Here is a 25,750-nt window from a genome sequence, read left to right as displayed (position 1 = left end):
GGCATCTGTGCTGCTGTAGCTGCAGTCTTAACACTATTTGCATTTTAATAAGCTAATACTTCACTCAACTTGGGAACACCTATACAACATATTGGAATTCGTTTTCACCTGCCCCCTACTGTATACTAGTACTACATAATATACAGCTTAGGGGGCGTTTTGTTGTTACAGCGCATTATTATCACTGGCTATAGACCACATGAACTAGGAATTTTCAATGACAAGCATCCTGGCATTGCCATCATCAAAAAAGCACTCGAAGACCGTCTACGTATTCTGGTTGATGAAGGGTTAGAATGGGTAATTATTAGCGGGCAGCAAGGTGTAGAATCGTGGGGTGCTGAGGTTGTTCTGATGTTAAAAAAAGAATTTCCCCATTTAAAATATGCTGTGATCACTCCTTTTTTAGAGCAAGAAAAAAACTGGCAAGATCCTAAAAAAGAAAAGTATCAATCATTAGTAGCTCAAGCAGACTTTGTCACTAGTGTAACGAAAAAGCCATACGAGGCGCCGTGGCAATTTATCGAAAAAGACAAATTCATTATTCAAAATACAGATGCTCTACTGCTAGTTTATGACGAAGAAAATGAAGGCTCCCCGAAGTATATGAAGCGTCTAGCAGAAAAATATACGGAAACACACGACTATACAATTTTAATGATTACGGCTTATGATTTACAAGTTATTGCAGAGGAAATGCAGCAACAAGATTGGTGAGAAATATTGCTATAATTTTCTGATAATTATATACTAGAATAAGTAGACATATGCAGTTGGAAGCGTTTATCTAAGCACTTCGCTTGTTGCTTCACTACCCTTTGTAGCTAATATCCTAAAAGGAGCTGTTAACATTTTGAATAAAAAAATCGAAATGATTCTTGAGCCTTCGCCGGTGAATGTTTCTCACGATACGTACCGCAGAGAATGCAGATATACACGCGGGATTCAAATTGAAGAACAAGAATTTAAAGCTATTTTAGATACAATGTCTGACGATTCACGCTTGTATTTTGATTTCCACAATCCACGTAAAGAGATTAAAAAGGGAACATATTTAAATGGACACTCCGGGTTAGCACGTAATATCTACGATTACTATAAAACAAATTACAGCATTGAGCTTACCGAGCTTATGAACGGTAAAGATTTTTATGTAAAAATAATATAAAGGGAAAGCGGGCATTCAAAGAGGCTGGGACAAAACTAGCTGATAGTAAAGAAAAAAGAGAAATCGATGCTGTTTGATTTCTCTTTTTTCTTTACCCTATTTCTCTGTTAATAGCAGTATATTTCCGGAGATTTACTGCCTTGAGAACTTTTATAGACTAACTTTTTCGATTTATCACCCAACTTTCGAAAAATATCGACATCTACCTCCATGAAACACTATATTTAACATCAAAAAAGCGCGAGAAATCAAAGTTTCTAAATTGATTTCTCGCGCTTTTTAGGTTTTGGCCAGTTTTGTCCCAGCCACTTTATTTTTTATCCGATCAGCGAAGATTAATAATCAGCGTGGGATGAAGATAACCCCTACTGATGAAAAGCTTCATTTTATAGGTCCGCTACTTGAGCACCTAATTCTTTATTGTTGTACATTTCTGTGTCCAATTCTTTTGTGACACGTGCTGTTGTCAAACCAGCCGTCATTGAACCACTTACATTAAGAGCAGTACGGCCCATGTCGATTAATGGCTCAACAGAGATTAATACACCCGCAAGTGCAATCGGTAAATCAAGTGCTGATAATACAAGAATCGCTGCGAATGTTGCACCACCCCCAACACCAGCTACACCAAATGAACTGATCGCTACGACTGCAATAACAGTAATGATGAACACTGGATCAAGCGGATTAATACCTACTGTAGGTGCAATCATAACTGCTAGCATCGCAGGATAAACACCAGCACAGCCATTTTGACCAATAGATAATCCAAACGAACCTGAGAAGTTCGCGATACCCTCAGGTACACCAAGACGACCTGTTTGTGTTTTAATATTCATCGGTAAAGTACCTGCACTTGAACGTGAAGTGAAAGCGAACAATAATGTTTCTGCAGATTTTTTTAAATACGTAAATGGATTTAAACCACTTAATGTAATAATTAATAAGTGTACTAATAACACAATAAATAACGCTACATAAGACGCAATGACAAACTTACCTAAATTGTAGATTGCCCCGAAATCAGAAGTTGCCACTGTACGTGCCATAATGGCTAAAATACCATATGGTGTTAAACGTAAGACAATTGTTACAACGCCCATTACTAATGCATAGATTGCATCCAAGCCCTTTTTAATAGTAGCAGCAGTGTCTTTATCTTTACGCGCTACACGTAAGTACGCAAAACCTAAGAACGCTGAGAAAATAACAACAGCAATTGTTGATGTAGAACGAGCACCTGTTAAATCTAAGAATGGGTTTGCTGGGAATAACTCGATAATTTGCGTTGGTAAATCTGGCGCAGTTAATCCAGAAGTTTTTTCCTCTAAATATGCTCCACGCTCAGTTTCTGCAGCACCTTGTATAATGTGAGAAGCATCTAAATCGAATACTGTTGCTGAAAGAATACCAACACCAGCTGCAACAGCAGTTGTACCGATTAAAATCGCTAAAATAAGAGCTGCCATTTTCCCAAAGTTTTTACCAACCGTCATTTTTGTAAAGGCTATTAAGATTGAAATAAAAATTAATGGCATGGCAACCATTTGTAGCAATTTAACATAACCAGTACCAATAATATTGTACCAACTTGTTGTTTTTGCTAAAACCTCAGAATCAATACCATAAATTAAATGTAGTCCAAGACCAAGTACAATCCCTAAGCCTAGAGCAGCAAAAACACGAGTTGAAAACTTAACGTGCTTTTTATTCATAAAATATAAAATCCCAACGAACACGAGTAATACGGCTACGTTAAGAATGATTTGTAATGTAGACAATGGAAAGCCCCCTAACCAGTTTTTATAATGTAAATCGAATTATATACCTATAATCCCTATAATTCAAGTATGTTTTATTCGAATTAATATTTTTTTAAAACGAAAGCTGTTTATGTCTTTTATTTATGCCCTAAAAACGTTATATAATAAATTTAACAAGTGTGGGTTATTAGCCATTTTTATGGCTCATCACCATAACGTGTGGTTGATTTCCGTTCCGACTGGGCGCTTTGTTGTTGCTGTCGCTTCGCTTTCGCACAGATAAAACATTTGCTGACGCTTCGCTTTCGCGCAGAGCAATGCTTCCTGCGGGCGAGCGTCGAGCCGCTTCCTCTGCTGGTGTCGCCGCTGACACTTCGTTTTCGCGCAGATAAAACATCCGCTGCCGCTACGTTAGCACTACGCTTTCACACAGAAAACATTCGCTCCGTGCAAGGTCTCGTCTGTCTCGCTTTCCCGCGGGAGTCGAGTTGCCCTACGCTATAATCAGTTAAAATAGAAATATATTAGCAAAACAGCAAACACGCCTGTAAATTTAGTTTAGCAATGAACCTTATTCGCTAATTAAGAGAGTGATTTTTTCACGAGGAACGGAGTAAAATTCGTAATTGTCGACTTTAATGAGGATCGTTTCTGTCTTATAAATATTTTAGTCAACAACCCTAGAATTGGTGACAATATGTAAGTGGCAGATGTGGAGATTACTTTTGTGGAATACTTATATAAAAGTTCAAAAACCTACTTCGTTTAATGAACGAGATAGGTTTCTTTTTCATTATCATTAACTAGGTAACAGCTTCCCGAAATTTTTTTACATTGTTTTTTTACACGCGTTACTGCATCTGACAATTGATCAACAGATTCAAATTGTTGATATTGATTAGTGGTCATCGCGATGGACAATGACGTACATGCGAAAGGCTCAAGTGTACCAGCCCTATTATGAATCTGTAATTGCGCTAAATCTTCTAGCTCATAAAAGTTCAAAATGGATGCATCAAACTCATCAATAATTCTTTGACAGATCGGATTAGCCTCATAATGCGGCAGAATAGCAACGAAATCATCTCCACCAATATGCCCTAAAAATTCTTCTGTATCAACTATATTTCTTTTCAAAATGTCTGTTAAATACAGTAAAATTTTATCCCCTTTATTAAAACCATACGTGTCATTGTAGGATTTAAAATGATCTAAATCAAAGTATATTAAACTATATTGCGATAGCTGTAATGCTTCCTCAAGTTTTTCATCAATTAATTTATTGCCAGGGAGACTGCTTAACGGATTCAAAAAGCTTGCAATAGCTACTTGTGTGTCTACAAGCTTTAACAGTAGTTCCCGAATACTTACGACACCATAATATAAGCCATTTCTTGTTACAATTACATCATCATATAAGTCCTCTGGTCGTCGCCGCATTGCTTCCGTGCTGACTTCCGTTATAGATGTATGACGATCTATAATTAAAGGATTCTCTTTCATAATAAGTTGATTTTGCCGCCCCATAAATAAATTATAGCCATAGCGTGTACCAATTTTTTCATAGAAATGCGTACGTGTAATATGCCCAATTGGTTTATCATCTCGAACAACAACAACACTACGTAATGACGGATCGTTTGTAAAAAGCAAATCTACTTCTTTATTTTTCACAAATTCATCAATACAAGGAACACTTTCTATGACTTCTCCTATTTTCATGGTCATCCATCCTTATTTTCCCCAAATGTATTTCCTTTGCGGGTTTCCCTATCGCATAACCTTGTGCATAGTGAATACCAATATTATGTAAATAATTCAGTTCTTCCTGTCGTTCAATACCCTCAGCAATAATTTTTGTCTCAGCTTGCTCTGCGTATCTCATGAGCAATGTGACAAGCTGCTGTTGTTCGCTGTTTTTATCTATAAATTGTATTAAAGAACGGTCTAGTTTAATAAATTCTGGTTTTAAATAAATAAGAGTTTTCAAGCTATTGTAGCCTGAACCCACATCATCCACTGCAATTCGATAACCTTGTGAACGATAATGTGATAAGACACGTTCAAACTCCACAAAATCTACCACGGCACTGCGTTCAGTTAGCTCAAATACTACCTGCTGTGGTTTAATACCAAGCTCCATTAATAATTGTAAGGTTTCACCACTATGGTAGTTCTTATCTAGTAAGACATTAGGATGTATATTAACAAATACTATAAAGTCTCTATTGACTAAATCTTCGTGCAGTCGTTCTTTGAAACGTTGTAATGAAAGGTTTCGACAAAAGCATTCAAATAAAAACACGCAGTCCGTTTGCCCAACAAATTCATAAAACTGATCTACACTATTAAACAATTCTGAAGGCTCTGGACGATTCAGTGCCTCAAAGCCCACCGTTTGCCTCGTCTGTAAATCGACGATAGGCTGAAAATATGTATGCAAATTCTTGTCCTGAATAATTTGCTTCAACGATTTTAAACGTTTTATATATAAAGTATTGTTTTGATGCTGCCCATATAAATGCTTGAAATAAGAAAAAAAATTACTTGTTTTTTTGCTTTGTCTCACAACAGACTCCATTCTGGCACCTCTTAATTTGGTTATTATGATCTATTGTACGCTTGTATTGTAAATATACTGTGAATAACATGTAAAAATAGGTGGCTCTAGCACTAGATTTCCTTTTCAATTGTGTATAAAAATAATCTTTTTTGATCACTTGGTAGAGTGGTATACATTCTGGATGTGGAGAAGGTAGTTCAAGCAAAGGTTATTGGAGATTGGTTGGTTTATTAGCGATGTTGGTTGGTTTATCAGCGGTTTGGTGGGCTTTATCAACGATTTTCACCGGTTTATCAGCGATTCGAGGGCTTTTATCAGCGATTTTGACTAGTTTATCAGCGATTCGGGGGGGTTTATCAGCGATTCGGGGGTTTTATCAGCGATTTCGGCTGGTTTATCAGCGATTCGGTATGTTTTATCAGCGTTCTTGACTGGTTTATCAGCGGTCTGACCAGTTTATCAGCGATTCGGGGGCTTTTATCAGCGATTTTGACCGCTTTATCAGCGATTCGCTGTACTTTATCAGCGATACTAATGGTATTTTACTGACAAGTACTTTTATAATAAGATTAGAAACTCAATTATAAGAAAGGTTGCCTGATATCCTCATGAACGTAGAGAATTTTTTACAACTGCCTATAACAAAGGATTTTACTGTCGTTGCTGGTCGCAATGGTTTACATAAACCCGTTCAAAATGTAGAAATTCTAGACTTTGAATTTTCACCCGATATTCATACTGTGAGAGAAACGATTTTCACACCGAATAGTGTTGTTCTAAGCAGTTTATTATTCGCAAAGCAAAAGCCAGAATATTTATGGAATGCCGTGAAAAATCTTATTGAGCTAGGGGCAAGTGCTTTAGCTTATAAGCCTGTCATCTATGAGGATTTGCCAGAGGAAATTCTAGTGTATGCAGATGAGCAAAATTTTCCGATATTGCGATTTGGCGGAGATGAATTTTTTGAAAAGATTATTTTAGAAACGATGGCCTATGCAAAAACACAGGATTATTCATTCTTTTTAGAAACGATTATGCGACGTCTAATGGAAGAGGATGTAACAGATGAACAAATAAAGTCCATTTTACAGCAAATCAATAAGCCCTTTGAAAAATATGTATTTGTTGCTAATATCCAAATGCAAGAGCATACAAATAACCAATGGATGCAATCTCTATTTCACTTAGAGCCTCTCTTGAAATCTGGTATGATTTGTACCTATAAAAAGAGCCTCTTTATTTTAATGACCCATCCATCGCAGCAATTTCAATTTGAAAAACTTCTCAATGAATGGTTAACCATGTATGCCATTTCAACTGATTCATTGACCTTTGGCTATAGTCGTTGTCACTTAACACAAACAGAACTCCCTTTCGCTGTTCGGGAAGCCTTCTATGCACGTATCATGGCTGAAATTGAAACGGCTCCTATCTGTCATTATGAAAACCTGGCTTCTGATAGTTTGTTAATTGAATTGCATCGCAAGGACCCTAAATTTGCTATGGACTATGTAAATCGCTATCTTGGTCCCCTGCTTGAGGAAAAAGTTGATCCAGATTTAATGAAAACAGCCATCACCTATGTTGTAAAACAAGGAAATATTAAGGAAGTAGCTGTTGCTCATTTCTGTCATCCGAACACAATCCGTTATCGTTTATCAAAAATACGTCAACTAGTAGCACCTTTAGAGAATGATTATGTTTTTTATGAACGTATAGCTGCAGCCGTTAAATTGTACTTATTACATAGCAAAATGAATGTTGAATGATAGCTTTGGAATAAGTACAAAAAAACGCCTGAATATTTAGAATTAAAATCAAATTATTTTCTTCCACCACATGTTATCCTAATGAAGTTAGGAGGAGGAATGATGAAACAATACATAGCTGATGGTATGCTATTAGTTACTGCAATCGTTTGGGGTAGCGGATTTGTAATAACGGCTATCGCATTGGAATATTTAACAGCTTATCAAGTGATGGCAGGCAGATTTTTATTAGCTGCAATTATACTCATCGTTTTATTTGGATATAGATTAAAAAGAGCTTCAAAATCAGTTATTTGGAAAGGAATGTTGTTAGGGACCATTCTGTATATTGCCTTTGCCCTTCAGACAGTAGGGTTACAATATACAACGCCATCTAAAAATGCTTTTTTAACCGCTGTAAATGTCATTATTGTGCCATTAATTGCGTTTGCTGTTTACAAGCGTCGTATAGATGGCTATGAGATTATCGGTTCAATTATAGCTATTGTTGGAATCGGTTTTTTATCATTACAGGGCTCACTGACAATGAATATAGGAGATGCACTTTCCTTAGCTTGTGCTGTCGCCTTTGCTTTTGATATTTTTTGTACAAACCTTTTTGTACAAAAGGAAGATGCCATTGCCCTTACGATTATTCAATTTATCACAGCAGCATTTTTAGGTGTCTTGGTCGTTGTCAGCCAAGGCGACATCCCAACCAGCCTTGAAAAAGAAGCAATTTATTCAATCGTTTATTTAGCAATTTTTTCAACTACTCTTGCCTATCTTTTTCAAAATGTTGCGAATCAATATACGTCTGCTACAAAGGCAGCTATTATCCTGTCGACAGAATCATTTTTCGGCATGGTACTATCCGTTATATTCTTACATGAAGTATTAACAAGTCGCATGGTTATAGGGGCAGTACTGATTCTACTTGCTATATTAATTGCAGAAGTAAAACCTGCACATCCTAAAAAACGAATGGTGAAGAGCTCTCGATAACGGATTTCAAAATAGTTTCAGTCATGCTGAAACTATTTTTTATGCATGACTAGTCATGATACTGGTAGTAATCCCTACTACCAAAACTGTAATAATTGAAAACAGTAATGTACTGGAGGATATAAGCAGACTCCCTACCACAATAACGATAGAATCAATTATAAAAATAAGCATCCCAACATTAACCCCTGTTTTATCACATAAAAACTGTGCAATCAAATCTGTGCCACCAGTGCTTGTCTGAAATCTAAGCATCAAGCCAATACCAAAACCCATTAGTATCCCTCCAAGTATGGCACTATAAATAGCTTCGATTTGAACAAGATTCCGAATGGGCTTTAGTAAGTCAATAATAAGAGATGATGCAATTAATCCGTGAATGCTATTGTAAAAATATGCTCTGTATTTATACCAGGCAATAATAAATACCGGAATACTAATTATGATGATCATTAAACCTATTTTAAGATTATACAAATAGTGTAAAATAAGCGCTATCCCTACAACTCCCCCATCCAAAATTTGATAGGGCGTTAAGAATAAATTAATTCCCAATGATACCGCGGTACTCCCTATAAGAATGACCAAGCCTTTCGTAAAAAAATACATACAACCCCCCTCCGAGACTGAGCATGTACTTATAATATGAAAATAGGAAAACGAACATGTTATCAAATACGAATTGATCAAAAGTCAATCCTACTTTTTTTATCGAATTCGCTCGATAAATTTCTCTAAAGCTCTATTGGTCATTGGCGAAACCTTATTCCTGTATTTTCCGTATATTTAATGTAAAATTACTAGATAAAAGAAGGGAGAATATACTATGGAATATAACTTATTAGAACGAGTGAAAGACACACGAACGATTTTAAGAAGAACACTATTAGAGACGATTTTTGAGGAATTTGATGGTCAACTTATGGGATTAACTGATGAGCAGCGTATAGAAAAGTATCGCACAATGCTAGATAGCCCTTTCCGCTTTTTCCGTGGAAGTGCCTATTTATTTTATTTTGATGTAACGAAATCCCCTTCTATTTTCCATACATCTGATGCAATGCCTACTTGGATACAAGGAGATATGCATATGGACAACTTCGGTGCATTTCAAAATGAAAAAGGCGCCATTGTTTTCGATATTAATGATTTTGATGAAGGCTATGTCGGCTCTTACCTATATGATGTTATTCGCATGAGTATTAGTATCGCCTTATACCTTGAGGAGCAAGGATTAGATAATGATACACAGGAAACGGCCATTCACCATTTCCTACAAAGCTATGTCGATCAATTAAAACGATTTCAGCGTAAACAGGATGATCCGCTGACACTAACATTTACAAAAGACAATACAAAAGGACCAATCAAAAAGGTTTTGAAAAAGCTAGAGAAACGTCAAAGCTCTCATCTTATAGAGAATATAACTTACATTAACGATGAAGAACAGCGTGTTTTCTTATGGAATGAAGAAGTACAACCTGTCACTCCAGAAGAATATGCCGCAATCTCTACTGCGCTACCTAACTATAAGATTAAAGATATAGCCATTAAATACGGCTCGGGGACAGCATCCATTGGCTTAAAACGCTATTATATTTTAGTAGAGGGCGAATTAAATGCACAAGGGGTAAACGATTTAGTGCTGGAAATGAAAGAAGTGCGCACGGCAATCCCCGCATATTTCCTTCCATATAATGAGACATTTTGGGAAGCTTATGAGCACCAAGGAGCACGTGTAGTAGGTACTCAAAAGGCAATGCATCATTTAGAGGACCCTCATTTAGCATATGTCACGATGGATGGACAAGAATACTATATTCGAGAGCGTTCTCCTTATAAGAAAAAGGTTAAGCCTAAAAACTACAAAGATGTAGAGGATTATTTTGTAACAACATCGACGATGGGACAAATCGCTGCCAAAAACCATGCACGTGCCGATATCGACTACTCCCAAATTTTCACCTACCATAGTGAAGAAGAAATATTAAAAGTTATCGGCAAGGAACGTAACGTATTTGCTGAAGGCACCGTTTTACATGCCATGAGCTACAAAGAAATTGTCTACTCGGATTTCGAGTTGTTTAAAGAGTTGGTCAAAGAGCGTTTTAATTGATCTGCGGAAAGAACAAAGGACTTCTGCCATAAAGCGGAAGTCCTTTTTATTTTTGCTTTGCCTTCATTCGATTGAGCAAAAATCCACCTTTGAATGATTTAGGCTCATATGAAATAATAAACGCATTCGGTTCAAATTGCTCTACAATTTGGAACAACTCCACCTCACGATTTCTCTTTGTTAATATTTCGTATTTATAACGATTGCTATCTCGACCTTCCCCAATATAAATAGTCACTGCAAAGCCTTCATTACGAAGGAAATTCACGAGCTCTTCGTTTTTATTCTGCGTATTAATCGTCGTAAAGACATAGCCGATCGCCAGTTTTCGTTCAATTTTGGCACCTAGGAAAATACCTAGACCAAAACCAACTGCATAGACAACCATGGCTAACATACTTTGTTTTCCACTAAAAACAAGTGAAAGACCAAATACATACACTAACATTTCCAGCATACCGAATATAGCAGCAAGGAAAGTAATATTCTTCACTAAAAATATTGTCCGTAACGTTAAAAAAGGTACATAAACTAATTGCAGGATTAAAATCAGAAATATACTTTGCATTTGTAAAAGACCTTTCAAAAAGTAGTAGATATACACTATAAATTATATGTTCAAATAAGTAGTTGCATTCTATTAATAAACTAGCCTATAGTTTATTTAGCAATTCCCTATTCTTTTTATTTTAAACATCTACATGGACTAAATTCATCGGGTTTAGTAATCCTTCAGCGTCTTCCTTACTTAGCAAACCATTCTTAATAACAATTTCTTTAATGGTAGCGTCCGTTTTAAAAGCTTCAGCTACTACTTTATTTGCCATTTCATAGCCAAATAATTTAGAAATGACAACAGAAATCGAATAAGAACTTTCCGCGTGCATTTGATTTATCGCCTCATTTATTTGAATGCCCTGTACACATTTGTGATTAAATACAGGAATACTTGCTATTAAAAGCGAAAACGCATCAAATAAATTTTTCATAATAATCGATTCCCATATATTTAACTCTAGCTCTCCTCGATCGACCGCGATTGTAATCGTCTGATCCATCCCATATATATCAAAGCAAACCTGCATCATCATCTCTGGAATACACGGATTGATTTTTCCAGGCATAATGGATGAACCTGGCTGTACAGATGGAATAGTAATTTCAGCTAGTCCTGCTCTAGGGCCTGAGGCAAGTAGTCTAAAATCACCTGCCATTTTGGATAACCCACTACACAACCCCTTTAAGCAGCCTGATATTTTTATATAACTATCTGCATGTTGTAAACCATCAAAATAATCTTCTATTTTGGTCACTGGCATTCCGGAAACTTTAGGCAAATATTGATAAATTGCTTCGATATAGCCTTTTGCTACACCCAAGCTTGTACCTACAGCGGTAGCACCAATCAATAGTTTTAGACAGTCTTGTTGAACCTTTTGTAATTCTTTCTTCTGTCTTGTAACAAATGATAAATAAGCATTAAATTGCTGACCAAAAGTCATTGGGAGAGCGTCCTGTAAACAAGTTCTAGATAATTTAATGCTTGATTGAAACTCATTGACTTTACTTTCTAGCGCCTTTTCAAGCTGTTCTAAGTGTTTAATCAAGTCTTCCATATAAAGATAGCAGGCCATTTTCATAGCGCTTGGCAATACATCATTTGTAGACTGAGACATATTCACATGTTCATTTGGATGTACACATGTAAAGCCTTTTTTACCAGTAATAATTTCATTCGCTCGGTTGGCAATGACCTCGTTAATATTCATATTTGTCGAAAGGCCTCCGCCGCCCTGATAAATATCAACAGGAAATTGATTTTCAAATTTCCCTGCTAAAATTTCATCTGCTGCCTCCACAATGGCAGCTTTGATATGGCAATCAAGCGCTTCAACACGATGATTTGAAAGTGCTGCTGCTTTTTTTATATAGGCCATAGATTTTATGAGGTAGGGGTAACTTTCAATAGATCTCCCAGAGATAGGAAAATTCTCTAAAGAACGCATCGTTTGGATACCATAATATATATCGGAACTAATCTGCATTTCACCTAAGAAATCTTTTTCTATACGCATCCTTTAATCCCTTTTCTTCTATTATAAATTTCCTTAAAACTCTATGACAGCTCGACCAACATTGACACAGCTGCAATCATGGAAAGAATCAAATGCTTTATTAATATTTTCTAGCTTAATACGCTCTAAAACTAGCTCGTCTAGCTTAAACTTCCCATCTAAATATAATTGTGCAATCATTGGGAAATCACGGAATGGCTGTGTATCTCCATAGAAGCTGCCTTTTAGCACCTTTCCAACCCGATGGAATCCACCAGCAGGTAAATTTAATTTCTGCTCTGGATTAAAGGCACCCACTACAACCACTGTTCCACCTTTACGTGTTATTTTCCACGCACTTTCAGTAGCAATCGTATGACCTGAACAGTCAATTGCATAATGGACGCCCACACCGTTTGTAATTTCCTTAACAATTGCTTCAACATCTTGATCTTTTGTGTTAATAGTGTGCGTTGCGCCAAATTCCTTAGCAATTTCAAGATTGGCATCTTTTACATCACAGGCAATTATTTTAGCCGCACCCGCTATAGCAGCTCCTTGTATTGCATTTACACCAACCCCACCAATTCCGAAAATCGCTACTGTGGAGCCTGGTTTTACACCCGCCGCATTGACTGCAGCACCATAGCCAGTAGCTACACCACAGCCAATAAGTGATGCTTGGACAAGTGGCATTTCATCAGGTATTTTTATACAAGACATTTCTGGTACAACTGCATATTCAGCAAATGTTGAAAGTAATGAATTATGGTACACCTTCTCATTGTTCACGCTTAATCGAGTAGTACCATCCAATAAAGTACCATCAAACATTGGTCCAAACGCAGATTCACAAAGATGGACCTTTCCTGTTACACAGAATTCGCAAGTACCGCAGTAAGGAACCCAGCTCAAAGCCACCTTATCGCCGACTTTCACATTCGTTACACTTGAACCAACAGCCTCCACAATACCTGCACCCTCATGACCTAAAATGGTTGGAGTTGGTGTTGTAGCATCACCCAATGCATTTAAATCACTATGGCAAACACCTGTAGCCACAATTTTTACTAACACTTCATTGTGCTTTGGCTCAGCAAGCTCTACTTCTAAAATTGCTAATGGTTTATTTATTTCTGTCATCACAGCAGCTTTCATTTTCATGATAATTTCCCCTTACAATATCAAATTAATATGCAAACCAAATTGCTCTTGTTTTGGTAAAAGCAGATAAAGAATGGATGGCGTATTCTTTGCCCCACCCACTTTGCTTAACGCCTCCAAATGGACTAGCAAAATCATAACAGCCATATTTATTAACAAATACCATGCCTGCATCTAATTGATTAGCTACGCGGTGAGCACGTGATGGATCACCTGTCCATAGACCGGCAGCTAAGCCATAGATTGTGTCGTTCGCCATTTTAATAACATTTTCTTCCGTATCAAACGGAATGATGCAAAGTACAGGGCCAAAAATTTCTTCCTGTGCAATTTTCATATTGTTATCTACATCAGCAAAAATAGTTGGTTGTACAAAATAGCCTTCCGCATTCGTACCCGTTAGATCACGCTCACCACCAGCAACAATTCTTCCTCCCTGCTCTTTACCGCTTTCGATATAGCTTAAAATTGATTCCATATGCTCTTTTGATATTTGAGCACCCTGCTTGCTGTTTGGATCAAATGGATCACCACATTGATAATTTTTGGCATATTCAGCAATCTTCTCGACAACCGTGTTATAAATAGCATTCTGAACAAATAATCTTGTTGGTGAAGAGCACTTTTCACCTTTATGTGTAAACAAACCATAAAAAGAACGTTCAATCGCGCCCTCTAAATTTGTTACGTCCTCAAAGATTATATTCGGCGATTTACCGCCCAATTCTAAAGTGACTGGTTTCAAGTTGCTATCAGCGGAATCACGTAATAATTGTTTACCTATTTTAGTACTGCCTGTAAATGACAGCTTATCAATATCCATATGCTGGCTAATATAAGCACCTACTTGACCATCTCCCAAAATTAAGTTAATAACACCCTTTGGTAATAGCTTAGCTTCATCAATAATTTCAAACAGTCGTATAGCGGAGAAAGAAGTTTTATCAGCAGGCTTTAAAATAACAGTATTTCCCATAGCTAGAGCTGGAGCCATTTTTAAAATTGCCATTTGAATCGGGAAATTAAATGGTACAATTTGACCACAAACTCCGATTGGATCGCGTGTTGTTACACTTAAAAAATCCCCTTCCACCGGATTATTTTCACCGTAGAATTTGTCAGTCCATCCAGCATAATATTCAAATAAATCATGTGCCTCTTGCACATCATCATTGTAGGCTTCTGTATATAATTTGCCATTATCAAGTGTCTCTAAAGTTGCTAGTTCTGCGTGATGCTCAGCAATAAGCTCACTAATTTTACGTAATACTCTGCCGCGCTGTTTTCTGCTCATACTTTTCCATTCAGGATTATGAAGTGCCTCTCTCGCCGCTTGAACTGCTAAATCTACATCTTCTTTAGCAGCGCAATAGAAATTACCAATAACTTTCCCATTTGCAGGATTAATAGAATCGATTGTATGACTACTACTATCTATCCACTGTCCATTGATATAACTTCTTTTTGTTGTTGATAACCAATTGTGAGCCCACTCTAGCTTTGGCTGTTCAATACCATCAAAAATTTTCTGATTCATAATTTTTAATCCTCCCTTTTCTCTAAAGATTGTTGCTTCAACAATTTTGTAGCCTCACTGTATCCTACTTTGTCTTTTAAATCGCAAATTTTCGGTATACTCGTATTAGATAGTTCTAGACATCTTTGTTCATTGGCTTGAATGTCAGCAAGACAAAGATTTGTGAAGCTTTTTAAGCAATTGGAAAGCATATAAAATCCATCTAATATATGCACACCCGCAAAGTTTTCAAATACATTTAAGTCCAGTTCTCCATGCTCAAATGCTGTCTGAACTACTCGCTCAATGCCAATGATTTCACTGCAGCATTGAATTATTGTTTCAGGCATTACAGGATTTATTTTTCCAGGAAAAAAAGATGACCCCGCCTGTATAGCTGGCAATGATATTTCAGCAAAACCTGCTTCTGGTCCTGAAGATAACAATCGAAGGTCTTTAGCCATTTTCATTAATGCCGTAGCAAACAAACTTAATTGCTTAGAAACCTCAGCTAAATCATCAATATTTTGAGCAGCATCAAATAAATTCTCCCGGCGCCTTATCGGTAATTGTGTAACTTCCTGTAATTTTTTAATGACCGTTTGTTTATAGTCCTCACTAGCACCATCACCTTTACCTATAACAGTTCCTCCAAGATTAATCGTCAGCAGTTCGTTTATGGATGCTTGTAATTTTTGATGCCTTCTTTTAATAACTGCCTCAAAGCCGCTAAACTTTTGCCCAAGCTGAATACGTGAAGCATCCTGCAAGCATGTTCGCGAAATAGTTGTAATGGGCATAAATTGTACTGTTTTACGGTTTAAAATTTGCGATAAATACTGCATCTCTTCATCTAAACGCTTGTAGCCACTCATTAACGCTAAGCGGATAGCAGTATGGCAGGCATCTGCTGTTGATTGTGAAGCGTTTACATGTTCGATTGGATGGACAGGAACATAGGTACCATTCATTTTATTTGATAGATTGGCTACTACCTCATTTATGTTCATATTAATGCCAATACCGCCCCCGCCATGGTATACATCAACAATAAAATGCTCTGTATATTTCCCATCAATCAAGGCATTACACGCTAAAGTAATCTTTTCTTTAATTGGTAACGAGATCACCTTGGCCTCATAATTTGCCATAGCCGCGGCCTTTTTTACCATTGCTAAGGATTGAATATAATCTGGATAATCTTTTAATGTGTTCTTTGAAAAAGATAGATTTTCTTTTGTTCGAACAGATTGAATACCATATAAAGCATCATCAGGAATTTCAACATTCCCCAAGAAATCAGTTTCTATTCGCATAGTTTGAATGGCTCCCTCTACAACAATTAATGACCTCCACACCATTAATCGTTCATATTATGAACTTTTTATTCGCATTAAGAACTTTATGCTATTATATGTCTGAAAATTACGAAAGTCAACACGAAAAACAGCTTGGGTTTTTAAATTTTATTTAGTCCATTTATTTACCTCAATTCAAATAAATTACCTGTAACACAGACAACTTTGATTTTCAAAACTAACTATGTATAATTAAAAATATGGAAACAAATAAACTTATAACAAATAAAAATGGTAAAGACGGCACTACAGTTCAAGCTGTAGATAGAGCTTTGCTCCTACTAAATCTTATAGGAGAAAACAGCTCACCTATTTCTGTAAGGGATTTGTCCCTCAAAAGCGGTCTAAATAGGACAACTGTTTGGCGGTTAATTGGAAGTTTAGAAAATGAAGGTTTTGTTGAAAAAGACACCGCAACGAATAGCTATCAACTTGGATTTACATTCTATCGATTAGCTTCTCAAAATAATCCATATAGTTCGTTAATTCGCAGAGCTAGAAGTACATTAGAGGCATTAAGAGAAAAGGTAGGTGAAACAGTATTATTAAGCGTTCCAATGCACAACGGTATTTTAACAATTGACCAAATCGATACGAACCACAGTGTAAGATTAGTCGATTATACAAATACTGTTACACCATTGCATTGCACCTCTAATGGAAAAGTATTATTAAGCATACTTTCTAAAAAAGAACTCGAACAGTTTTTAGAAAAAGAGCTTATTGCAACATCGAAATATACCATTACAGATCCTAAACTATTGCAAGAAGAGCTTCAATGGATACGTTCCCATCATGTGGGATTATCAATTGGTGAATACGATGAAAATGAAAATGCTATTTCTGTACCTATATTTGATAATAGAAAGAACCTAGTAGCATTTTTAACGTTAGGTGGTCCTAGCTTTAGACTTTCAAAAGATGATTTATTAAAACTTAAGGATACGTTATTAGATGCAGCAAAGGATATTGAAAGACAGTTAACATAATTTATCTGGTAAACAAGACAAAGCCAAACTTGCGGCATTGTCTTTTTTTAATGAATTATTATCGAATTTTCAATTAATAAAGAGAATAATGCAATGTAAGAGAAAAATTTGCATTGAATTCGCTTTCAAAAAGCAATTGACAACATATTCACCATAGACATATAATTTACGTATTCGCATAACGACCATATGGTTCACATTACGAACTTTATTTAAGAACAATTTCCTCTACTACAAATTTATTCATGTTACTTCAAACAAAAATATGTTTACTAAAGGGCGATGGGAGGAATTTGATATGAGTAGTAACACAATGACAATGGATAACTCGCTAAAGATCAAGCTAGATGATGCACCACTTAATAAGTTTCATATTAAAATCGCAGGCTTAACATTTGGAGCACATTTCACTGATGGATATATTTTAGGGATTGTAGGCTTTGCACTTACATTACTTACGCCACAAATGGGTTTGTCTTCATTCTGGGTGGGGTTGATTGGGAGTTCCGCCTTAATAGGCTTATTTTTAGGCAGCTTGATTTTGGGCTGGATTTCTGATTATATTGGTAGACAAAAAATATTCGTTCTCAGTTTTACGATTATAACAGTTGCTTCTATTCTTCAATTTTTTGCTGATTCACCAACTGAATTAGTTATTTACAGGATATTAATCGGGATAGGTCTCGGCGGAGATTATAGTGTGGGACATACTATGCTTGCTGAATTTTCGCCTCGTAAACATCGCGGGGTTTTACTTGGATCATTTAGTGTGATATGGACAATTGGATATGTTGTAGCCAATATTGTCGGAATTTTCGCAACAGATGCTTCTCCTGATGCATGGAAATGGATGTTAGCCTCTTCTGCCATTCCAGCATTTATTATTTTAATTATCCGCATGGGCACACCAGAATCGCCAAGATGGCTGGTAAGCAAAGGCCGAAATGAAGAAGCTCTTCAAATTGTTCAAAAATATATAGGACCAAACATTATTTTGGATGATGAAGTAGCGCAAGCTAAGAAAAGTAGCTTTGCATCTTTATTCCATAAGGATATGATTAAGCGTACAGCCTTTAACAGTATTTTCTTCGTATGTTTAGTAATTCCTTATTTTGCAATATACACATTTTTACCAATCATCCTAGATGAAATTGGCTTAAGAGCAGGTCATACTACGGATTTCTTATTAAATGGTCTTCTAATTATAGGAGCATTATTAGGGATTTGGTTTACTATTAAGTATTCTAGACGTGGTTTCTTAATTTCTTCCTTCATTGTATTGGTTATTTCTTTAGGTCTTTTAAGTGTATTACCAAGTAATCTAACAGTTCTTATGATTATCGCTTTCTCTGTATTTACATTGATTTTATCGGCCGTGAGTAATTTAGTAGGTGTCTTCCCTGCTGAAAGTTTCCCGACAGACATTCGTTCCTCAGGGGTAGGCTTTGCTACAGCTATTAGTCGGTTAGGTTCTGCTGCTAGTACGTTCTTACTTCCAATGAGTATGGCTAACCTTGGTGTACAAAATACGATGCTTTGTTTAACAGGTATTTTAGTCATCGGTACTCTTGTGTCGATTGCTTGGGCTCCAGAAACTAAAGCACTATCTTTAAGTGATGCTAGTAATGTTTCTGAATAAATAATCAACAAAATGCCATCTACTTTTATAGTAGATGGCATTTTGTTGATTATAGAAATCCTTTAAGCTTCCCCATGCATTGGATCTTCCTTATGCTTTGGCCCAATCATGTTGAATAAAATATTAAGAATAATCGCTGTAACAGAACCACAGACGATACCGTTAGATGTTAGAAGAGATATACTTTCTGGAAGTGCATCGAAAATACCTGGTACAACCGATACGCCGACACCAAGACTAACTGCAATTGCAGCAATCATGGCGTTTTCCGCTGACTCATTCATAACAGGTACTAGCATTCCCATACCTTGAGTTATTACCATACCGAACATCGCAAGCATTGCCGCACCAAGTACTGGTGTTGGAATAATCGTTGTTAACGCTGCGATTTTTGGTAGGAAGCCAAGTGCTACTAGTAATCCACCTGTGATGTAAATGACTTTACGATCTTTGACGCCCGACATGCGCGTAAGCCCCACGTTTTGTGAGAATGTTGTATATGGGAAGGCATTGAAAATCCCACCGATTACAGAAGCAAGACCTTCTGAACGATACCCACGAGCTAATTCTTTTGAATCTAATTTTTTATTACAAATATCACTTAGCGCAAAATAGACTCCTGTTGATTCCACTAAAGAAACCATTCCTACAAGGGTCATTGTAATAATTGCAGTAGCATCAAATGTTGGCATGCCGAAATAGAATGGCTGAACCATGTGCAATGCATCAGCTTCTGAAACTGGGCTAAAATCAACTTTACCCATAAATACTCCTAAGATTGTCCCAACAACTAATCCGATTAAAATAGAGATTGCGCGGACGAAACCTGTAGAGAAACGATAAACTACTAAAATAATAACTAATGTAATAAACGCTAAAGCTACATTCGAGCCAGATGCAAAATCTTTTGCACCTAGTCCACCCGCCATATTGTTTAAAGCTACTGGTAATAAAGAGATACCTATAATCGACACGACCGAACCTGTCACAACAGGTGGGAAGAATTTTACTAGCTTTCCGAAGAAGCCTGCAATAATCATAATGATTATACCTGATGCAATAATAGAACCATAAATATCTGTAATACCTTGCTCAGGATTTGTACCGATTGCAATAATTGGACTTACTGCTGTAAATGTACAGCCTAGTACTACTGGCAAACCAATACCGATAAATTTACCCGAATAAACTTGTAAAAGTGTTGCGATCCCACACATCATAATGTCAATCGCTACTAAATACGTCATTTGTGTTGAATCAAAGCCGATTGCCCCACCGATAATCAATGGCACTAAAATGGCTCCTGCATACATCGCAAGTAAATGTTGAATCGCTAGCGCAGTCGATTTAACTTCTTTCAGCAAAAGTTTCCCTCCTCTATAGGTGTAATGAATGCAGATTTAAACTACTTTTCAGCAGGTGTCCAAACGCATGCTGAAAGAAGTTAAAGCTTCCGGACGCAATTATGCCGAGGCATAATTGATCAGTATTCATCACGCATTAGCCTCCGCAGCAAACGTTACTTTGCCATCCTCAAGAGAATCTACAATCGCTAATGATTCTACACGAACACCTTGCTCACGTAATAATTTCCCGCCATCTTGGAAGCCTTTTTCAATAACAATGCCGACACCCACAACGTTTGCACCAGCTTGTGCTGCAATATCCAGCAAGCCTTTGACAGCTTCTCCATTAGCTAAGAAATCATCAATAATTAGGACATTATCATCTTCATTTAAGAAACTACGTGATACTGAAATATCATTTGTTTCATTTTTTGTGAAAGAATGTACTTTTGAAGAAAAAAGATTATCTGATAGTGTTAAAGATTTACGTTTACGCGCAAATACTACAGGAGCGCCGATTTCAAGCCCTAGCATAACAGATGGTGCGATACCTGAAGATTCAATTGTTAGTATTTTTGTAATGACCTGATCAGAGAAACGATTGGCAAACTCATGGCCAATTTCCTTCATAAGCATTGGGTCGATTTGATGATTTAAAAATGAATCTACTTTTAATACAGATGAAGATAATACTTTACCTTCTCGCAAAATTTTATCGTGTAATAACTTCATGTCCTTTTTATCCTTCTTTCTTATAGTAATAAGTTTTTATGAGCAAATAACAGTCCGTTACAGGCGAGCGCCAAGTTGCCTCTGGGCCACACGATATTGATGTCACGAAGGCGTTATCTCAGAAGAAATGCTCTTTTCAAGTAATAAAAAACGCCGAATACCTTGATCCATTCATCTATGAGTGGAGCAAAGCATTCAGCGTAAAAACGTCGAAACAAATAGAAAAAGTCATCATCTTATATGAGATCTCCTAAAGCATTGCTACCCATAGTCGATTTATTTACGGTAAATCGGTAGAAACTTGCGAGCCATATTCTCGCCATTATATGAGTGAAACAGTATGAAGCTGTAATACATAGCAATTATTTAAATCAGCATTTCATTCGGCTTGTGCCTATATGACTTACTGAATAAAGATTGATTTTTCGGAATTTACTGGCATTCCGATGAATTTTAATTGCAAATGTTCGTGTTTTACAATCAACGTACTGATTATATCAGACAATTTTCCAGCATGCTAGTCATTATTTTAATAAATGAAAAGGCACTGTCATAATAACGACATTTTTGTTAAATAACAGCGTAGCACGAATTAATAGACTCGATTGATTGTGTAACATATGATGCCACCCTTTTTTGGGTATAAACTGTGGAATAACAACTGTTACTCGATGTCCTGTTTTCTCGCATTGATGTTCAACCTTACCAATAAATTTCATCAATGGCTGCGTAATACTTCGATATGGTGAATAGTATGTTACAAGCCGTACATCTGGCTGCCAAGCTTTCCATTTCTCTTCAAAAGCTTTTGCGTCAGCTTGATCGAAGGCAACATAAAAGGCAATAATTTTGTCAACCTTTAATGAACGTGTGTAATGTAAAGTGTTTTCGACTACTTTCGTAATACCAGCCACAGGGACAATGAAAACATTTCCTTCAACATCAGGTAGTTCCTCATTATTTAATCTTAACTGTTCACCAACTGCCTGATAATGTTGTTTAATGCGATGGAACGTCAAAATAATTATTGGTAAGAAGATAAATACTGGCCATACTTGAGGTAATTTCGTCACAAAAAACATCATAGCGACAACAAAGGAAATAACCGCCCCGATCGTATTTATTGCAAATTTTGCACCCCAACCTTTTGGCTTTTCACGCCACCATTTTCGCATCATTCCAGCCTGCGCTAACGTAAACGGAATAAAAACGCCAACTGCATAAAGTGGAATTAAATGCTCTGTTGCCCCACCAAATAAAATGATTAAGACAATGGCAGCTAAACCAAGCATCAAGATTCCATTTGAATAACCGAGACGATCCCCACGAACTTCGAATATTCTTGGAATAAAACGGTCCTTCGATAAATTGACTGCTAGTAAAGGGAAGGCTGAATAACCTGTATTTGCAGCGAGTACTAAAATCATTGCTGTTGTTCCTTGCACTATATAGTAAAAAAAATTACGACCTACACTCGCCTCTGCAATTTGTGAAACAACTGTTTCTTTTGCACTTGGAGCAACTCCATAAAAATAAGCTAAACTTACAATACCGATAAATAGTACCGCTAAAATACCGCCCATCGCAAGTAACGTTTTAGACGCATTTTTTGGTCCTGGATCCTTAAAATTAGGAATAGCATTTGAAATGGCTTCAACACCAGTCAAAGCTGAACTTCCTGATGCAAATGCCTTTAATAATATAAAAAGACTAATTCCTGCAACTGGTGTACCAACTTTTGGATGCAACTCTGCTGGAACTTGCCCTGTTACTACATTGTAAATCCCTACTCCAATTAATATCAGCATGACTAATACAAACAAATATACTGGATACGCTAAAATGGATGCAGATTCTGTGACACCACGTAAGTTTAAAAGCGTTAAACATATAACAAAAAACACAGCGATATACACGTTATAGGGATGTAGACTTGGAAATGCCGAAGTAATCGCATCTGTCCCCGCCGACACACTTACCGCAACGGTTAAAATGTAATCGACAAGCAATGAACCACCAGCGACGAGACCGGCATTGACACCTAAATTTTCCCGAGAAACTACGTACGCACCACCACCATGTGGATACGCATAAATAACTTGACGATACGAAAAAATAAGTGCTGTTAATAACACAACTACCCCAGCGGCAATTGGTAGCGAATACCAAAAGGCAACAGTACTTACTGTCATGAGTACAATTAAAATTTGCTCAGGCCCGTACGCCACTGATGACAAAGCATCGGACGATAGTATGGCAAGAGCCTTTGTTTTACTAAGCTTCTGTTCCCCTAACGCATCGGATCTCAATGGTTTTCCGATAACATAACGTTTTAATGAGGATTTCATATACAACACCTTCTAATTTCATGGGATATGTTTCGCATTTCTAAATCGATTACACCTTAGCATAATCTGTTTTTCGTGCCGTGCACTGGGGCTTATTTCTATTTTCAAATGAGAATAAAAAAACGTCTACAAGTCATCACTAAATACGACTTGTAGACGCTCATTCGTCTGCCAAGCTCCAACTTTTCTGCTCTTAACGCTTACGAGGTTAGCTGTCGGATTCGGGCCTGAGTAGCCCTACCCTTCAATAAATGAAGAGATTCACCCCAAGGATTATTGTTAAACAATCCGTAAAAATTGGGTCCCCCGCGTTTAGTTGCTTCAGCGATTTAGAAATTTGAAACTTTTATAATGATGTCATATTACGCTCGTATTAAGAAAAAGTAAAGAAGAAAATTTTTTATTGTTATATGTGAAAAGCACAGATATTCTCGCGGATAGTATGTAATTATCCGTAGAATTAAAAAAGCTATCTTAAAAGTATTGTCTCACTTTTAAGATAGCTTATGCACATTATTTAATTTCACCTGTAGATGAATACATATTACTTCGTATTCATCTATCAGTTTGTACTTTCGATTTCGCAAATCCTATTATCAAGCTTAATTTAGACACTGTGCCTTTTCCCTTTTTAAAAGAACTTTTCAGTAACCTATTTCTATAAGAAAAAACGTTGCAAATCCGCTCGAGTACAGATTCTTTGTTAATACTACATATATAATCGTGCATACTTTAACTACATAAATATTGAGCTACAAAAAATTAGGCAAACATCTTCACATTTTTTCGCTAAACCTATAAAATAGTAATATATATTTTTCCTCCAAGAAACTTTATTTCTTATGTGATACTTTTTGAAATGAGGGAACAACATGGTTTACAAACGAATGACAAAATCGTCTGCTGAGGCGGTTTTAGATGGAGAAATAACAGGCTGGCGACGAATTTTACCGTTTCTTGGTCCAGCCTTCATCGCAGCGGTTGCCTATATTGATCCAGGCAACTTCGCAACAAATATTACAGCAGGTTCACAATATGGATATTTACTTCTTTGGGTAATCGCCTTTTCCAATTTAATGGCGGTGTTAATTCAATCTTTGTCAGCAAAGCTCGGTATTGCGACTGGCAAAAATTTACCTGAAGTAGCACGTGAACATTTTTCTAAAAAAACTTCTATTTTTTTATGGATACAGGCTGAATTGGTCATTATCGCAACAGATCTCGCAGAATTTATTGGGGCTGCACTAGGGCTGTACTTGTTATTCAACATTCCAATGTTACCTGCAGCGCTTATTACAGCAGTCGGCTCATTTGCTATTTTAGAATTACAACGCAGAGGCTTTAGGGCATTTGAAGCAGGTATTTCTGGTATGGTGCTAATTGTCGTGCTAGCCTTTGCATTCCAAACGTTTTTAGCACAACCAAATTGGGGCGAAGTAGCGATAGGGATGTTCTCTCCTCACTTTGAAGGGGTAGACTCACTGTTACTGGCAACAGGTATTTTAGGTGCGACGGTTATGCCACACGCTATTTACTTACATTCTTCATTGACACAAAATCGCATTGTTGGACGAAATGACAATGAAAAAAAACGTATTTTTCGTTTTGAGTTTATAGATATTGTGATTGCAATGATTATTGCAGGCGCCATCAATATGAGTATGCTAATTATTGCTGCCGCAGTATTCCATACACAAGGATTAGTAGTGGAAGATTTAGATATAGCCTATAACGGTTTAAGAGATGCTCTTGGACCAATGGCAGCAGTGTCCTTTGGTCTTGGTCTTCTTATTGCAGGTCTTGCTAGCTCTTCGGTGGGTACATTAGCAGGTGACGTTGTGATGCAGGGATTCATTAGAAGAAAAATACCCCTTTATTTGCGCCGAGCTATTACAATGTTACCTCCATTAGTCATCATTGCATCTGGAGTTAACGCAACCTATGCACTTGTCCTAAGTCAAGTTATTTTATCCTTTGGTATTGCCTTTGCCCTAATACCACTTGTTATGTTTACAAGTAAACGTGACATCATGGGTAACCTAGTCAACCACCGTGTTACCACAATATTAGGATGGTTTGTCGTGGTAATTGTAGTTGCTTTAAATCTTTATTTATTATGGCAAACGATATTCGGTTAAAAAAATGTGTCTGGGACAGTACTGGTCTAAACCTTAAAAAGCGCGAGAACGTTGATTTCTCGCGCTTTTCTGATGTGAAAACTTTTATATACTTACGCCCCAG

General features: G+C 36.8%; 22 protein-coding genes and 2 riboswitches. Of the genes, 9 read left to right on the top strand and 13 right to left on the bottom strand.

Features of this window, described 5'->3' with window-relative positions; all coding sequences use genetic code 11:
- Nucleotides 1–162: 162 nt before the first annotated feature.
- Nucleotides 163–717, top strand: coding sequence for an SLOG family protein (locus tag QRN68_RS05160; protein WP_285395676.1), 555 nt, complete (start codon nucleotides 163–165; stop codon nucleotides 715–717).
- A 136-nt stretch (nucleotides 718–853) separates the two neighbouring features.
- Nucleotides 854–1,168, top strand: a complete 315-nt coding sequence (locus tag QRN68_RS05155) for a hypothetical protein (protein WP_285395675.1) — start codon at nucleotides 854–856, stop codon at nucleotides 1,166–1,168.
- A gap of 386 nt (nucleotides 1,169–1,554) precedes the next feature.
- On the opposite strand, the gene QRN68_RS05150 is transcribed toward QRN68_RS05155, so the two are convergent.
- The 4 genes from QRN68_RS05150 to QRN68_RS05135 all read right to left on the bottom strand — a co-directional run bounded on the left by QRN68_RS05150 (nucleotide 1,555) and on the right by QRN68_RS05135 (nucleotide 5,512).
- The gene (locus QRN68_RS05150) at nucleotides 1,555–2,949 is read right to left on the bottom strand and encodes an L-cystine transporter (protein ID WP_285395674.1); all 1,395 of its coding nucleotides are present in this window, start codon (nucleotides 2,947–2,949) and stop codon (nucleotides 1,555–1,557) included.
- Between the two features lie 169 nt (nucleotides 2,950–3,118).
- Entirely contained in the window at nucleotides 3,119–3,328 is a 210-nt protein-coding gene (locus QRN68_RS05145) for a hypothetical protein (RefSeq protein ID WP_285395673.1), read from the bottom strand.
- A 368-nt stretch (nucleotides 3,329–3,696) separates the two neighbouring features.
- Nucleotides 3,697–4,653, bottom strand: a complete 957-nt coding sequence (locus tag QRN68_RS05140) for a GGDEF domain-containing protein (RefSeq protein WP_285395672.1) — start codon at nucleotides 4,651–4,653, stop codon at nucleotides 3,697–3,699.
- Nucleotides 4,613–5,512, bottom strand: coding sequence for an EAL domain-containing protein (locus QRN68_RS05135; RefSeq protein WP_285395671.1), 900 nt, complete (start codon nucleotides 5,510–5,512; stop codon nucleotides 4,613–4,615). The genes QRN68_RS05140 and QRN68_RS05135 overlap by 41 nt, the downstream gene beginning before the upstream one ends.
- 200 nt (nucleotides 5,513–5,712) lie before the next feature.
- On the opposite strand from QRN68_RS05135, the gene QRN68_RS05130 reads away from it, so the two are divergent.
- The 3 genes from QRN68_RS05130 (at nucleotide 5,713) to QRN68_RS05120 (ending at nucleotide 8,247) form a co-directional block, all read left to right on the top strand.
- Nucleotides 5,713–5,925 (top strand): hypothetical protein, encoded by a 213-nt coding sequence (locus QRN68_RS05130; RefSeq protein ID WP_285395670.1) that lies wholly within the window; start codon nucleotides 5,713–5,715, stop codon nucleotides 5,923–5,925.
- Between the two features lie 177 nt (nucleotides 5,926–6,102).
- The gene (locus QRN68_RS05125) at nucleotides 6,103–7,263 is read left to right on the top strand and encodes a PucR family transcriptional regulator (RefSeq protein WP_285395669.1); all 1,161 of its coding nucleotides are present in this window, start codon (nucleotides 6,103–6,105) and stop codon (nucleotides 7,261–7,263) included.
- A gap of 102 nt (nucleotides 7,264–7,365) precedes the next feature.
- On the top strand, nucleotides 7,366–8,247 hold the full coding sequence (locus QRN68_RS05120; RefSeq protein WP_285395668.1) for a DMT family transporter: 882 nt from the start codon (nucleotides 7,366–7,368) through the stop codon (nucleotides 8,245–8,247).
- Between the two features lie 39 nt (nucleotides 8,248–8,286).
- Here QRN68_RS05120 and QRN68_RS05115 read toward each other — a convergent pair whose 3' ends face one another.
- A complete protein-coding gene (locus QRN68_RS05115; protein WP_285395667.1) occupies nucleotides 8,287–8,856 on the bottom strand; it encodes a YitT family protein in 570 nt (189 codons plus the stop codon).
- 217 nt (nucleotides 8,857–9,073) lie between these two features.
- Here QRN68_RS05115 and QRN68_RS05110 point away from each other — a divergent pair, with 217 nt between their 5' ends.
- Nucleotides 9,074–10,363, top strand: coding sequence for a DUF2252 domain-containing protein (locus tag QRN68_RS05110; protein WP_285395666.1), 1,290 nt, complete (start codon nucleotides 9,074–9,076; stop codon nucleotides 10,361–10,363).
- 46 nt (nucleotides 10,364–10,409) lie between these two features.
- Here QRN68_RS05110 and QRN68_RS05105 read toward each other — a convergent pair whose 3' ends face one another.
- The 5 genes from QRN68_RS05105 to QRN68_RS05085 all read right to left on the bottom strand — a co-directional run bounded on the left by QRN68_RS05105 (nucleotide 10,410) and on the right by QRN68_RS05085 (nucleotide 16,413).
- Entirely contained in the window at nucleotides 10,410–10,931 is a 522-nt protein-coding gene (locus tag QRN68_RS05105; RefSeq protein WP_285395665.1) for a DUF2179 domain-containing protein, read from the bottom strand.
- Nucleotides 10,932–11,052: 121 nt separating this feature from the next.
- A complete protein-coding gene (locus QRN68_RS05100; RefSeq protein WP_285395664.1) occupies nucleotides 11,053–12,438 on the bottom strand; it encodes an aspartate ammonia-lyase in 1,386 nt (461 codons plus the stop codon).
- 33 nt (nucleotides 12,439–12,471) lie between these two features.
- The gene (locus QRN68_RS05095) at nucleotides 12,472–13,581 is read right to left on the bottom strand and encodes a Zn-dependent alcohol dehydrogenase (RefSeq protein ID WP_285395663.1); all 1,110 of its coding nucleotides are present in this window, start codon (nucleotides 13,579–13,581) and stop codon (nucleotides 12,472–12,474) included.
- A gap of 25 nt (nucleotides 13,582–13,606) precedes the next feature.
- A complete protein-coding gene (locus QRN68_RS05090; protein ID WP_285395662.1) occupies nucleotides 13,607–15,118 on the bottom strand; it encodes an aldehyde dehydrogenase family protein in 1,512 nt (503 codons plus the stop codon).
- 5 nt (nucleotides 15,119–15,123) lie between these two features.
- Nucleotides 15,124–16,413 (bottom strand): lyase family protein, encoded by a 1,290-nt coding sequence (locus QRN68_RS05085; protein ID WP_285395661.1) that lies wholly within the window; start codon nucleotides 16,411–16,413, stop codon nucleotides 15,124–15,126.
- Nucleotides 16,414–16,655: 242 nt separating this feature from the next.
- Here QRN68_RS05085 and QRN68_RS05080 point away from each other — a divergent pair, with 242 nt between their 5' ends.
- Nucleotides 16,656–17,444 (top strand): IclR family transcriptional regulator, encoded by a 789-nt coding sequence (locus QRN68_RS05080; protein ID WP_285395660.1) that lies wholly within the window; start codon nucleotides 16,656–16,658, stop codon nucleotides 17,442–17,444.
- 298 nt (nucleotides 17,445–17,742) lie between these two features.
- Nucleotides 17,743–19,083: an MFS transporter gene (locus tag QRN68_RS05075; RefSeq protein WP_285395659.1), complete on the top strand. Its 1,341-nt coding sequence runs from the start codon at nucleotides 17,743–17,745 to the stop codon at nucleotides 19,081–19,083.
- 62 nt (nucleotides 19,084–19,145) lie between these two features.
- On the opposite strand, the gene QRN68_RS05070 is transcribed toward QRN68_RS05075, so the two are convergent.
- The 3 genes from QRN68_RS05070 to QRN68_RS05060 all read right to left on the bottom strand — a co-directional run bounded on the left by QRN68_RS05070 (nucleotide 19,146) and on the right by QRN68_RS05060 (nucleotide 23,509).
- On the bottom strand, nucleotides 19,146–20,444 hold the full coding sequence (locus QRN68_RS05070; RefSeq protein WP_285395714.1) for a nucleobase:cation symporter-2 family protein: 1,299 nt from the start codon (nucleotides 20,442–20,444) through the stop codon (nucleotides 19,146–19,148).
- Nucleotides 20,445–20,576: 132 nt separating this feature from the next.
- Complete coding sequence (locus QRN68_RS05065; RefSeq protein WP_285395658.1) at nucleotides 20,577–21,161, bottom strand: xanthine phosphoribosyltransferase; 585 nt, start codon at nucleotides 21,159–21,161, stop codon at nucleotides 20,577–20,579.
- 248 nt (nucleotides 21,162–21,409) lie between these two features.
- Nucleotides 21,410–21,511: riboswitch (purine riboswitch) on the bottom strand.
- 174 nt (nucleotides 21,512–21,685) lie between these two features.
- Nucleotides 21,686–23,509, bottom strand: a complete 1,824-nt coding sequence (locus tag QRN68_RS05060; RefSeq protein WP_285395657.1) for an APC family permease — start codon at nucleotides 23,507–23,509, stop codon at nucleotides 21,686–21,688.
- Nucleotides 23,510–23,692: 183 nt separating this feature from the next.
- Nucleotides 23,693–23,846: riboswitch (cyclic di-AMP (ydaO/yuaA leader) on the bottom strand.
- 535 nt (nucleotides 23,847–24,381) lie between these two features.
- Between QRN68_RS05060 and QRN68_RS05055 the strand changes: the two genes are divergently transcribed.
- Nucleotides 24,382–25,647 (top strand): Nramp family divalent metal transporter, encoded by a 1,266-nt coding sequence (locus QRN68_RS05055; RefSeq protein WP_285395656.1) that lies wholly within the window; start codon nucleotides 24,382–24,384, stop codon nucleotides 25,645–25,647.
- Nucleotides 25,648–25,750: the final 103 nt, after the last annotated feature.

This window comes from Lysinibacillus sp. fls2-241-R2A-57, from assembly GCF_030209535.1.
GTDB lineage: Bacteria > Bacillota > Bacilli > Bacillales_A > Planococcaceae > Lysinibacillus.
The sequence above is the reverse complement of the archived record's forward strand: the minus strand, read 5'-3'. Positions and strand labels throughout refer to the sequence as shown.

What these genes read in the sequence shown, in the direction of transcription:
- QRN68_RS05120 (WP_285395668.1), top strand. Translation starts at nt 7,366, where the DNA reads ATGAAACAATACATAGCTGATGGTATGCTATTAGTTACTGCAATCGTT.
- QRN68_RS05055 (WP_285395656.1), top strand. Translation starts at nt 24,382, where the DNA reads ATGGTTTACAAACGAATGACAAAATCGTCTGCTGAGGCGGTTTTAGAT.
- QRN68_RS05110 (WP_285395666.1), top strand. Translation starts at nt 9,074, where the DNA reads ATGGAATATAACTTATTAGAACGAGTGAAAGACACACGAACGATTTTA.
- QRN68_RS05105 (WP_285395665.1), bottom strand. Translation starts at nt 10,931, where the DNA reads ATGCAAAGTATATTTCTGATTTTAATCCTGCAATTAGTTTATGTACCT.
- QRN68_RS05095 (WP_285395663.1), bottom strand. Translation starts at nt 13,581, where the DNA reads ATGAAAATGAAAGCTGCTGTGATGACAGAAATAAATAAACCATTAGCA.
- QRN68_RS05135 (WP_285395671.1), bottom strand. Translation starts at nt 5,512, where the DNA reads ATGGAGTCTGTTGTGAGACAAAGCAAAAAAACAAGTAATTTTTTTTCT.
- QRN68_RS05125 (WP_285395669.1), top strand. Translation starts at nt 6,103, where the DNA reads ATGAACGTAGAGAATTTTTTACAACTGCCTATAACAAAGGATTTTACT.
- QRN68_RS05085 (WP_285395661.1), bottom strand. Translation starts at nt 16,413, where the DNA reads ATGCGAATAGAAACTGATTTCTTGGGGAATGTTGAAATTCCTGATGAT.
- QRN68_RS05080 (WP_285395660.1), top strand. Translation starts at nt 16,656, where the DNA reads ATGGAAACAAATAAACTTATAACAAATAAAAATGGTAAAGACGGCACT.
- QRN68_RS05075 (WP_285395659.1), top strand. Translation starts at nt 17,743, where the DNA reads ATGAGTAGTAACACAATGACAATGGATAACTCGCTAAAGATCAAGCTA.
- QRN68_RS05145 (WP_285395673.1), bottom strand. Translation starts at nt 3,328, where the DNA reads ATGTTTTATCTGCGCGAAAACGAAGTGTCAGCGGCGACACCAGCAGAG.
- QRN68_RS05115 (WP_285395667.1), bottom strand. Translation starts at nt 8,856, where the DNA reads ATGTATTTTTTTACGAAAGGCTTGGTCATTCTTATAGGGAGTACCGCG.
- QRN68_RS05060 (WP_285395657.1), bottom strand. Translation starts at nt 23,509, where the DNA reads ATGAAATCCTCATTAAAACGTTATGTTATCGGAAAACCATTGAGATCC.
- QRN68_RS05065 (WP_285395658.1), bottom strand. Translation starts at nt 21,161, where the DNA reads ATGAAGTTATTACACGATAAAATTTTGCGAGAAGGTAAAGTATTATCT.
- QRN68_RS05090 (WP_285395662.1), bottom strand. Translation starts at nt 15,118, where the DNA reads ATGAATCAGAAAATTTTTGATGGTATTGAACAGCCAAAGCTAGAGTGG.
- QRN68_RS05100 (WP_285395664.1), bottom strand. Translation starts at nt 12,438, where the DNA reads ATGCGTATAGAAAAAGATTTCTTAGGTGAAATGCAGATTAGTTCCGAT.
- QRN68_RS05140 (WP_285395672.1), bottom strand. Translation starts at nt 4,653, where the DNA reads ATGAAAATAGGAGAAGTCATAGAAAGTGTTCCTTGTATTGATGAATTT.